Annotated in this window: 10 protein-coding genes; 4 read left to right on the top strand and 6 right to left on the bottom strand. The window is 66.3% G+C overall.

Translation table 11 applies throughout. The features are described from left to right. Nucleotides 1–52: 52 nt before the first annotated feature. The gene (locus tag AB4Z46_RS27915; RefSeq protein WP_442286808.1) at nt 53–976 is read left to right on the top strand and encodes an ABC transporter permease; all 924 of its coding nucleotides are present in this window, start codon (nt 53–55) and stop codon (nt 974–976) included. Continuing rightward, entirely contained in the window at nt 976–2256 is a 1281-nt protein-coding gene (locus AB4Z46_RS27910) for an amidohydrolase family protein (protein ID WP_442286807.1), read from the top strand. Before AB4Z46_RS27915 ends, AB4Z46_RS27910 begins: the two co-directional genes overlap by 1 nt. Nucleotides 2257–2268: 12 nt before the next feature. Here AB4Z46_RS27910 and AB4Z46_RS27905 read toward each other — a convergent pair whose 3' ends face one another. From AB4Z46_RS27905 to icd, 6 genes are all read right to left on the bottom strand, one after another. Next, nucleotides 2269–2787, bottom strand: a complete 519-nt coding sequence (locus AB4Z46_RS27905) for a GNAT family N-acetyltransferase (protein WP_442286806.1) — start codon at nt 2785–2787, stop codon at nt 2269–2271. 9 nt (nt 2788–2796) lie between these two features. After that, complete coding sequence (gene sbcB, locus AB4Z46_RS27900) at nt 2797–4239, bottom strand: exodeoxyribonuclease I (protein ID WP_442286805.1); 1443 nt, start codon at nt 4237–4239, stop codon at nt 2797–2799. Between the two features lie 2 nt (nt 4240–4241). After that, nucleotides 4242–5699 (bottom strand): cardiolipin synthase, encoded by a 1458-nt coding sequence (gene cls / locus AB4Z46_RS27895; RefSeq protein WP_442286804.1) that lies wholly within the window; start codon nt 5697–5699, stop codon nt 4242–4244. Nucleotides 5700–5788: 89 nt separating this feature from the next. Further along, nucleotides 5789–8110: an ATP-dependent Clp protease ATP-binding subunit ClpA gene (clpA, locus tag AB4Z46_RS27890; protein ID WP_442286803.1), complete on the bottom strand. Its 2322-nt coding sequence runs from the start codon at nt 8108–8110 to the stop codon at nt 5789–5791. Nucleotides 8111–8177: 67 nt separating this feature from the next. Continuing rightward, a complete protein-coding gene (clpS, locus tag AB4Z46_RS27885; RefSeq protein WP_158724591.1) occupies nt 8178–8537 on the bottom strand; it encodes an ATP-dependent Clp protease adapter ClpS in 360 nt (119 codons plus the stop codon). 238 nt (nt 8538–8775) lie between these two features. Further along, the gene (gene icd, locus AB4Z46_RS27880; RefSeq protein WP_442286802.1) at nt 8776–10035 is read right to left on the bottom strand and encodes an NADP-dependent isocitrate dehydrogenase; all 1260 of its coding nucleotides are present in this window, start codon (nt 10033–10035) and stop codon (nt 8776–8778) included. Nucleotides 10036–10146: 111 nt separating this feature from the next. On the opposite strand from icd, the gene AB4Z46_RS27875 reads away from it, so the two are divergent. Together AB4Z46_RS27875 and AB4Z46_RS27870 are read left to right on the top strand one after the other, a co-directional pair. Next, the gene (locus AB4Z46_RS27875; protein WP_442286801.1) at nt 10147–10545 is read left to right on the top strand and encodes a cell envelope biogenesis protein TolA; all 399 of its coding nucleotides are present in this window, start codon (nt 10147–10149) and stop codon (nt 10543–10545) included. 176 nt (nt 10546–10721) lie between these two features. Continuing rightward, a complete protein-coding gene (locus AB4Z46_RS27870; protein WP_442286800.1) occupies nt 10722–11174 on the top strand; it encodes a DUF192 domain-containing protein in 453 nt (150 codons plus the stop codon). Nucleotides 11175–11196 lie beyond the last annotated feature (22 nt).

Below are 11196 nucleotides of genomic sequence, written 5' to 3'. Positions count from 1 at the left end.
CAGCGGCCTGGCAGAGCCAGTTCCGCGGTATCCCTGAACGGGGATCACTGAAATGACGGATATCGCGGACATCCTGTCGAACGCGGCCTTCTGGGTCGCGGTGCTGCGCATCGCCACGCCGCTCATCTTCGGCACCCTGGGCGTGCTGCTGTGCGAACGCGCGGGCGTGCTGAACCTCGGCATCGAGGGCATCATGGTCGCCGGCGCCTTCACCGGCTGGCTCGCGGTCCATGCGGGCGCGCCGCTGTGGGCCGGCGTCGGCGTCGCGGCGCTCACGGGGGCTGCGTTCGGCCTGCTGCACGCGTTCCTGACCGTGGGCCTGGCGCTGTCGCAGCACGTCTCGGGCCTGGGCATCACGCTGCTCGCGACCGCACTGAGCTACTACGGCTATCGCGTGAGCTTCCCGAGAGTCAGCACGCCACCCACGGTCACGCCCTTCGCGCCGATGGAGTGGCTCCGGATCCCGGTGCTCGAGGCACAGACGCCGCTCACGCTGCTCGCCCTGCTCCTGGTGCCGCTGCTCGCCTACGGGCTCTACCGCACCCCCCTGGGCCTGGCGGTGCGCATGGTCGGCGAGAACCCCCAGGCGGCCGAAGGCCAGGGCGTCTCGGTCGCCGCGACCCGCACCGGAGCGATCGTCGCCGGCTCGGCGCTGATGGGCGTGGCGGGTTCCTTCCTCACGCTGTCCGCGTTCAATGCCTTCTTCTTCAACATGATCAACGGCCGCGGCTGGATCTGCGTGGCGCTGGTCGTGTTCGCTTCCTGGCGGCCCGGCAAGGCGCTGCTCGGCGCCCTGCTGTTCGCCTTCTTCGACGCCTTGCAGTTGCGGCTGCAGCAGTCGGGCGAGGCCCTGCTGCCCTACCAGATCTACCTGATGCTGCCCTACCTGCTGTCGATCCTCGCGCTGGTGCTGGTGGCGCGCCGGGCCGGCTATCCGCAGGCGCTCATGAAACCCTATCGCAAAGGAGAGCGCTGATGCTCGACCTCCTCGTTCGCAACGCGGCCCTCCCCGATGGCCGCACCGGCATGTCGATCGCGGTCCAGGATGGCCGGATCGCCGAAGTCACGGCCGGGCTCGCCGCGCCCGCGCACGAAACGCTCGACGCCGACGGCCTGCTCGTCGCGCCGCATTTCGTCGACCCGCACTTCCACATGGATGCGACCCTGAGCTACGGCCTGCCGCGCATCAACCAGAGCGGCACGCTGCTCGAAGGCATCGCGCTGTGGGGAGAACTCAAGCCGCTGCTCAAGGCCGAGGCCCTGATCGAGCGCGCGCGCGCCTACTGCGACTGGGCGGTGGCCAAGGGCCTGCTCGCGATCCGCAGCCATGTGGACACCAGCGACCCCAGCCTGCTCGCGGTCGACGCACTGCTGGAGGTGAAGCGCCTGGTGGCGCCCTACCTCGATCTGCAGCTGGTCGCCTTTCCGCAGGACGGGGTGCTGCGCTCGCCCGGCGGCGTCGACAACCTGAAGCGCGCGCTCGACAAGGGCGTCGACGTGGTCGGCGGCATTCCGCATTTCGAGCGCACCATGGCCGACGGCGCGGCCAGCGTGAAGCTGCTGTGCGAGATTGCGGCCGAGCGCGGCCTGGCGGTGGACATGCACTGCGACGAATCCGACGACCCGCTGTCGCGCCACATCGAGACCCTGGCCTTCGAGGCCCGGCGCCTCGGGCTGCAAGGCCAGGTCACGGGTTCACACTGCACCTCGATGCACTCGATGGACAACTACTACGTCAGCAAGCTGCTGCCGCTGATCGCAGAGAGCGGTGTCGCCGTGATCTCGAACCCGCTCATCAACATCACGCTGCAGGGACGCCACGACAGCTACCCCAAGCGCCGCGGCATGACCCGCGTGCCCGAGCTGATGGCCGCCGGCGTCAACGTCGCCTTCGGCCACGACTGCGTGATGGACCCCTGGTACGGCCTGGGCTCGGCGGACATGCTGGAGGTCGCTCACATGGGCCTGCACGTGGCGCAGATGACCAGCCAGGACGGCATCCGCGCCTGCTTCGATGCCGTGACCGTCAACGCCGCCAGGGTGATGCGCCTCGAAGGCCACGGGCTCGAAGCGGGCTGCGACGCCAGCTTCGTGCTGCTGCAGGCACGCGACCCGGTGGAGGCGATCCGGCTGCGCGCGACCCGGCTCAAGGTGTATCGCAAGGGGCGCCTGCTGGCGGAAACGCCTGCCGCCACCGCGGCGCTGCATCTTCCCGGGCGGGGCCCCCGGACCCACTGGATGCCGCCGCGCGCCTGAACCGCCGCGGGGTCAGCCCAGCGGGCCCACGGCGCGCCACATGTGGACCTTCGAGAGAAAGGTCCCGCCGATCGCCACCGCGTAGGGCTCGACCCCGAACACCTTGAAGCCGCAGCGCTCGTAGAGCGCCTGGGCCGCGAGGTTGCCTTCGGTCACGGTCAGCTGGACCAGCCTGACGCCGTCCCTGGCCACGGCCTGAACCAGCGCAGCCTCGACCAACTGTCGACCGAACCCACCCTGGCGGGCATCCGCGGTGACATACATGCCGAACAGGCTGGCCTTGTGCCGCGCCTTCTCGCGCGCCTCGAACTCGAGCCCGGCCGCGCCGACCAGCCGGTCGCCGTCGAAGGCGCCCAGCACGATCTGCCCGGCCGCGGGCGAGGCGTCCAGGCGGGCGATCCACCACGACAAGGGCAGCGCGGCGCGTTCGCTCGCGCTCGACGTGAAGGCGTCCGGATGCTGCGCATAGGCGGCCAGCATCAGCGCCCGGTACGGCACGGCATCGGCGGGTTCGAGTCGGCGGACGGTCACGGGGAGACCTCAGACCGTCGGCGCGATGGCCTCGGCGTACTCGTACAGGGCGCCGAGAATGGCTTCCGCGCGTTCGTCGGCCGTCTCGGCCAGCATGTCGATCTCGGCGAACAGTTCGTCGACGTTGCGCGCACCGCCTTCGCCCTCGAGCAGCCGCGCGACGCGGTGCGCCTCCCAGCGTTCGGCCTCCTCCTCGCTCAGCGTGTCGGCGAAGTTGCGCGCGCGATAGCGGAACAGCAGTTCCTCGAGCCGGGGATCGTCGAAGCCGGTGCGCGCCCGCGCGAGCTCGGCCGGCGACAGGGCACGCAGCTGATTCAGGCGCCGACGATCGCCATTGCCGACGAAGCCGCCGTAGAGGTCCTCGTCGACATCCGGCGTGCCTTCCCGGGGCCGCTCATACACCTGCGGCCAGATCGCGCTCATGTCGGGCAATGCCGCGGCGATCGCGGCATGGCGCAGCGCCGCCTCGATGTCGATGCCCCAGCGCGCCGCCATCGCCGGCGCCAGCGTCTTCAGGTTGCCGACCACCATCGGCGACTTGTTCAGATGGATGCCCTTGAGCGGCAGCCGCAGCACGCCCTCGGGCAGGTCGGCACTGCGCGTGAACAACCGCAGCCGCAGCGTCTCGACGTCGAGATCGCGCAGTTCGCTCGGGTCGTGCGCGAGGTCCCAGGCCAGCAGTTCGTTCTTGTTGGTGGGATGGCTCGCCAGCGGCCACATGACGGCCAGGCAGCCGCGTTCGGCCGGGAACATGCCCGACACATGGAGGAAGGGGCGCGCGGTCTCGCGCGTGGCCGGCAGCCCGAGTTCACTGGCCACGCGGTCCTTGCGGTGCAGTCCGAACGCAAAGTCGAACAGTTTGGGCTGCTTCTCGCGGATCAGCCGGGCCAGCGCGATCGTGGCGCGCACGTCCGACAGCGCATCGTGCGCCGCCTCGTGCAGCAGTCCGTTGGCGCGCGCCAGGTCCTCGAGCTTGAAACTCTGGCTGCCGTCGGCCTTCTTCGGCCATTCGATGCCGTCGGGCCGCAGCGCGTAGGTGAGGCGCACGACGTCGAGCAGGTCCCAGCGGCCGCAGTCGTTCTGCCACTCGCGCGCGTAGGGATCGATCAGGTTGCGCCAGAACATGAAGCGCGTCACCTCGTCGTCGAAGCGGATCGTGTTGTAGCCCACGCCGATGGTGCCGGGCTGCGAGAAAGCCTGTTCGATCTGCGCCGCGAACGCATGCTCGGGCATGCCGCGCTCGAGGCACTGCTGCGGCGTGATGCCGGTGATCAGGCAGGCCTCCGGGCTCGGCAGGTAGTCCGGCGCGGGCTGGCAATAGATCATCAGCGGCTCGCCGATTTCGTTGAGTTCGGCGTCGGTGCGGATGGCGGCGAACTGCGACGGCCGGTCGCGGCGCGGCACGACGCCGAAGGTTTCGTWGTCGTGCCAGAGGAAGGTGTGAGGGGACATCGTCAGAGCAAAGGTGAAAAGAGGCGCGCCGAGGCGTCGCCGAGACGGCGCATGAATGGCTGGCGCCGGTTGGCCCGCACCGGCGAGGCACTGCGCAGGTCGGTTTCGAACTGCGCGACCAAGGGCTTCGCGAGCGTCGTTCCATAGATCACGGCGCAGACCTCGAAATTGAGCCGGAAGCTGCGATTGTCGAAATTCGCGGTGCCGATCATCGCGCAGTTGTCGTCGACCACCAGCGTCTTCGAGTGCAGCATCCGCGCCTTGTATTCCCAGACCTTGACGCCGGCCGCGATCAGCTCGTCGTAGTAGGAGCGCGCCGCCGCGCTCACGATCAGCGAATCGCTGCGGCGCGGCACCAGCAGGCGCACGTCGACGCCGCGCAGGGCCGCGCTGGTCAGCGCCATCAGGGCCGGCTCGCCCGGCACGAAATACGGCGTCGTGAGCCAGGCGCGGTGCGACGACGACTGGATCGCCGCGAGGTGCACCCGATGGATGGCCTCGAGCGCGCTGTCAGGCCCGCTGGTGACGATCTGCACCGGGATCTCGCCCGCGGCCTCATGCAGCGGCAGGCGCGGCAGCAGATGGGCCAGGTCCGAGTTCATCAGGCGCGGGTCCTCGCCGGTCGCGTAGGTCCAGTCCTCGAGGAAGGTGGTCTGCAGCCAGCGCACCGCGCTGCCCTCGATGCGCAGATGCACGTCGTGGTAGGCGTCGGCGCGGGTGCGCGAATCTTCCTCGTCGGTGATGTTGACGCCACCCGTGAAGCCCACGCGGCCATCGCAGACGACGATCTTGCGGTGGGTGCGGTAGTTGGTCACCGGGCGCAGGCGCCGGCCGATGCGGGTCTCGTGGAACAGCGCGACATGGATGCCGGCCGAGCGCATCGGCGCCATGAACTCGCGGCCGATGCGCTTGGAGCCGAGCGCGTCGAGCAGCAGCCGCACCGTCACGCCCTGCTGCGCGCGCTCGATCAGCAGGTCGCGCAGCGCGGTGCCGATCCGGTCGGGCTCGAAGATGTAGTACTCGAGGTGAACGTGGTCGCGTGCCTGGCGGATCGCCTCGAAGATGGAATCGAAGGTGCGCGCGCCGCCCGAGAGCAGCTCGGCCGAGGTCGCGCTCGACACCGGCAGCCCGCACGCCGCCATCCCGAGCGCAGCCATCTGCCGCAGGGCGGGCGGCGCCTCCTTTCTGGCGTCGCGCAGCATCGCCACGTCGGCGGGAGCGAGCGCACCGGCCCGGCTGCGCAGCCGCTTCAGGCGCTGCTTCCTGAGCCGCTGCGGACCGAGGAAGTAGTAGATGAGGAAGCCCGCGAACGGCAGCAGCGCGAGCGACAGGATCCAGCTCATGGTCGACACCGGCGCGCGCTTCTGCATCACGATCCAGACGGAAAGCACTGCGATGTAGCCGCTCCACGCAAGGGAGAGGCCGGTCTTCCATTCCTGGCTGAGCTCGGGGAGGATCAAGGCGAAAGGTGATGAGTGAAACGAAAAAGGCCGGTAGCAATGCTACCGGCCTTCTGATCGGACAATTCCGCCAAGACGGCGGAAGGTGCTCAACCGGTCGCCGCCTCTTCGGCTTCGGGCTTGGCCCGGCCTTCCTTCTTGGGCAGCGGCTGGATGTCGAGCTGCACTTCTTCCTTGTCGTCGAGGTCGACGGTCAGGCGACCGCCCTCCTGGAGACGTCCGAACAGCAGCTCGTCGGCCAGCGCACGACGGATCGTGTCCTGGATCAGGCGCTGCATCGGCCTTGCGCCCATCAACGGATCGAAGCCCTTCTTCGCCAGGTGCTTGCGCAAGGTGTCGGTGAAGGTGACGTCGACCTTCTTCTCGGCCAGCTGGGTCTCGAGCTGCAGCAGGAACTTGTCCACCACGCGCAGGATGATCTGCTCGTCGAGCGCCTTGAAGCTCACGGTCGCGTCCAGGCGGTTGCGGAACTCCGGCGTGAACAGGCGCTTGATGTCGGCCATCTCGTCGCCCGCCTGGCGCGGGTTGGTGAAGCCGATGGTCGCCTTGTTCATGGTCTCGGCGCCCGCATTGGTCGTCATCACGATGATCACGTTGCGGAAGTCGGCCTTGCGTCCGTTGTTGTCCGTCAGGGTGCCGTGGTCCATGACCTGCAGCAGCACGTTGAAGATGTCCGGGTGCGCCTTCTCGATTTCGTCGAGCAGCAGCACCGCGTGCGGCTTCTTCGTGATCGCCTCGGTCAGGAGACCGCCCTGGTCGAAACCGACGTAGCCCGGAGGCGCGCCGATCAGCCGGCTCACCGCATGGCGCTCCATGTACTCCGACATGTCGAAGCGGATCAGCTCGATGCCCATGATGTAGGCCAATTGCTTGGCCGCTTCGGTCTTGCCGACACCGGTCGGACCGCTGAACAGGAAGGAGCCGATCGGCTTGTCTTCCCGGCCCAGGCCCGAACGCGCCATCTTGACCGCCGAAGCCAGCACCTCGAGCGCCTTGTCCTGGCCGAACACCACGCTCTTCAGGTCGCGCTCGATGGTCTGCAGCTTGCCGCGGTCATCGTTGGACACGTTGGCCGGAGGAATGCGCGCGATCTTGGCGACGATTTCCTCGACCTCGGCCTTGGTGATGGTCTTCTTGCGCTTGTTCGCGGGCAGGATGCGCTGCGCGGCGCCGGCCTCATCGATCACGTCGATCGCCTTGTCGGGCAGATGGCGGTCGTTGATGTACTTGGCGCTGAGCTCGGCCGCGGCCTGCAGCGCGGCGACGCCGTACTTCACGCCATGGTGTTCCTCGAAGCGCGACTTCAGGCCCTTGAGGATGTCGACCGTCTCCTGCACGGTCGGCTCGACCACGTCGACCTTCTGGAAGCGACGCGACAGGGCCGCATCCTTCTCGAAGATGCCGCGGTATTCGGTGAAGGTGGTCGCACCGATGCACTTGAGCTGGCCGCTCGAGAGCGCCGGCTTGAGCAGGTTCGAGGCGTCGAGCGTGCCGCCCGAAGCCGCGCCGGCGCCGATCAGCGTGTGGATCTCGTCGATGAACAGGATCGCGTTCGGCTTGTCCTTGAGCGACTTCAGCACACCCTTGAGGCGCTGTTCGAAGTCGCCGCGGTACTTGGTGCCGGCCAGCAGCGCGCCCATGTCGAGCGAGTACACGTTCGATTCGGCCAGGATCTCCGGCACGTCGTTCTGCGTGATGCGCCAGGCCAGGCCCTCGGCGATCGCGGTCTTGCCGACGCCGGCTTCGCCCACCAGCAGCGGGTTGTTCTTGCGCCGGCGGCACAGGATCTGGATCACGCGCTCGACCTCGTACTCGCGGCCGATCAGCGGGTCGATCTTGCCTTCCTTGGCGAGCTGGTTCAGGTTCTGCGTGAACTGCTCGAGCGGCGACGACTTCTCGTTCTTCTCGCCGCCGCCGTCCTCGCCTTCACCCGAGGAGGCGTCGCTGCTGCCCTTGGCGGCTTCCGGCGGATCGCTCTTCTTGATGCCGTGGGCGATGAAATTCACCACGTCAAGGCGCGTCACGCCCTGCTGGTGCAGGTAGTAGACCGCATGCGAATCCTTCTCGCCGAAGATCGCCACCAGCACGTTGGCGCCGGTGACTTCCTTCTTGCCGTTGCCGGTGGACTGCACGTGCATGATGGCGCGCTGGATCACGCGCTGGAAACCCAGCGTGGGCTGGGTGTCGACATCGTCGGTACCCGCCACCTGGGGCGTGTTGTCCTTGATGAAGTTGGTGAGCGACGCCCGCAGGTCGTCGACGTTGGCCGAGCAGGCGCGCAGAACCTCTGCGGCGCTCGGGTTGTCCAGCAAAGCGAGCAGCAGGTGCTCCACCGTGATGAACTCGTGGCGCTGCTGCCTGGCTTCTACAAAAGCCATGTGCAGGCTGACTTCCAGTTCCTGGGCAATCATGTGATTTCCTTTTGCCTTGCTGTAAATAATTTCTCAGATGGGTTGGAGCGCGCCTAAATCAACAGGTTCATTCGACCGGTTCGCTGACGCATTGCAGCGGATGCCCGGCCTGGTGGGCCGCTTCCATCACCTGATTGACCTTGGTGGCCGCCATGTCGCGGGAATACACCCCGCAGACACCCCGGCCATCGAGGTGGATCTTGAGCATGATCTGGGTCGCAGTTTCCCGGTCCTTGTTGAAGAACTCCTGGATCACGACGATCACGAACTCCATCGGCGTGTAGTCGTCATTGAGCATGACGACCTGGAACATCTGGGGCGGCGCGGTCTTCTGCGGTCGCCGCTCGAGCACGACCGCATCGCCATCGTCCCGCCTCGGCTTCACGGCCGGCGGCGTCTTGGGGGTCGAAGGGATTCTGGTAGCCATGAAATTCATTTTATAGAGCCGCCGCGGGTTGCACTCGCCGTTGTGGCACAACTGGTGGCGGGTTTGTGACATTCAAGTCGAATGCGGTCGGATCCGCGCCTCGGCCTCATGCAAGCAGCATGCCCCGGCGGCAAAACAACCGCTGGCCCAGGGCTTTTCCAGCCCAAGAAAAAGCCCCGGCGCCTGTCGGCCCGGGGCTTGGACGGGGCGTCCGCGACGGACGCGCCAGCGACCCTTCTTACATGTTGTCGATCATGACCTGGCCGAAACCCGAGCAGCTCACCTGGGTGGCGCCCTCCATCAGCCGCGCGAAGTCGTAGGTGACCTTCTTGCTGGCGATCGACTTTTCCATCGAGCTGATGATCAGGTCGGCCGCTTCGGTCCAGCCCATGTGGCGCAGCATCATTTCGGCCGAGAGGATCTCGGAACCCGGGTTGACGTAGTCCTTGCCGGCGTACTTGGGCGCCGTGCCGTGGGTGGCCTCGAACATCGCGACCGTGTCGCTGAGGTTGGCGCCGGGGGCGATGCCGATGCCGCCGACCTGGGCCGCCAGCGCGTCCGAGACGTAGTCGCCGTTCAGGTTGAGGGTCGCGATCACGCTGTATTCGGCCGGGCGCAGCAGAATCTGTTGCAGGAATGCATCAGCAATCGAATCCTTGACGGTAATTTCTTTGCCCGATTTCGGGCTCTTGAACCTCATCCAGGGGCCGCCGTCGATCAGTTCGGCGCCGAATTCCTTGGCCGCCAGGCCATAGGCCCAGTCGCGGAAACCGCCTTCGGTGAACTTCATGATGTTGCCCTTGTGCACGATCGTGACGCTGGGCTTGTCGTTGTCGATCGCGTACTGGATCGCCTTGCGCACCAGGCGCTCGGTGCCTTCGCGCGACACCGGCTTGATGCCGATGCCGGAGGTGTTCGGGAAGCGGATCTTCTTGACGCCGAATTCGTCCTGCAGGATCTTGATGAGCTTCTTGGCCTTGTCGCTCTCGGCCTCGAATTCGATGCCGGCGTAGATGTCTTCCGAGTTCTCGCGGAAGATCACCATGTTGGTCTTGTGCGGCTCCTTGACCGGGCTGGGCACGCCGTCGAAATACTGGATCGGGCGCAGGCAGACGTAGAGGTCGAGTTCCTGGCGCAGCGCGACGTTGAGCGAACGGATGCCGCCGCCCACGGGGGTGGTCAATGGGCCCTTGATCGACACCACGTAGTCGCGCACCGCGTGCAGCGTTTCCTCCGGCAGCCAGACATCCGGGCCATAGACCTTGGTCGATTTCTCGCCTGCGTAGACCTCCATCCATTGGATCTTCTTCTTGCCGCCGTAGGCCTTGGCCACGGCCGCATCGACCACCTTGAGCATCACGGGCGTGATGTCCAGTCCGGTGCCGTCGCCTTCGATGAACGGGATGATCGGCTGGTCCGGCACATTGAGCGAGTTGTCGGCGTTGACCGTGATCTTCTGGCCGGCGGCCGGGACTTTGATGTGCTGATAGCTGGACATAAGGACGAGGACTCCGGATGAGATGAAGACTGGAAGACACGAAGTTTCCAGCCGCCTGAATAGCCTTAGAATTTTAGACGCAACCGGAGGAGCCCGAAGAATCTGTCAACCATGGCCGTGCTGGTTTCGTTGTTGACAGACCTTCTGCTGGCCGGGAGGCGTTTCCAATCCATTTCCATTGAGGAATCCGTAATGAGCAAAGTTCTCGCAGTCATGATGGCCGGCCTGTTCGCAGCTGGTGCATTCGCCCAAGGCACCTCGCAAGAAGCCGCCCCCCCGACCAATACCAAGCCCCAGCAGCGCGCCCAAGAGCGCCGCGCCGACAAGCCGCAAGGTCAAGTGCGCCCCCAAGGCGGCGACACCCCGAACACCGCAGAAGGCAGCGGCGGCCTGACTCAGAACAAGTCGACCGCAGCCGCGCAAAAGCGTGCCAGCACCCGCAGCGATCGTCGCCGCAACAAGGACGGCAGCGTTCGCCAGATGAACCCGCAAGGCGGCACGCCGCAGTAATCGGAATAGTGCGAATTTAAAAAAAGCGCTCTTCGGAGCGCTTTTTTTCGTGCGGGCGAATAGTCTGCCCAGCCCCATTGGGGAAATCCCGCCCAATACGAGGTAAGCTTTGCTTTCAATGAATCTGCCCGCCTCCGCGGGCATTCTTGTTTGCGTTGCCGTCCCGAAAGTCGACCATGTTCCTGCGTTTTTTCAGTCTTCTCGCGCTCTCAGTTTCATTCGCCGCGTCTGCGCACGCCCAGGAAGCGCAAAGCCAGTTGCAAAGGGTCCGGATCGCCGCCGGGATGTACCAGATCGACGCCCAGGTCGCCCAGACGCCGCGGCAGCGCGAGATCGGGCTCATGTTCCGCAAGGAGATGCCGCAGGCCGAAGGCATGATCTTCGTGTTCGAGCAGCCGGCCACGCAGTGTTTCTGGATGAAGAACACGCTGCTGCCGCTGACCGCCGCTTTCGTCGCCGACGACGGCCGCATCGTGAACCTGGTGGACATGCAGCCGATGACCGAGGAGTCGCACTGCTCCAAGGAGCCGGTGCGCTACGTGCTCGAGATGAACCAGGGCTGGTTCGCGAAGAAGAACATCAAGGCAGGCAGCAAGCTCGGCGGCGAGCTGTTCGCTCACCCGCGCTGAGGAATCGCCCGGCCCATGAAAA

This window comes from Variovorax sp. M-6 (assembly GCF_052114385.1).
Taxonomy (GTDB): Bacteria; Pseudomonadota; Gammaproteobacteria; order Burkholderiales; family Burkholderiaceae_C; genus Variovorax.
The sequence above is the reverse complement of the archived record's forward strand: the minus strand, read 5'-3'. Positions and strand labels throughout refer to the sequence as shown.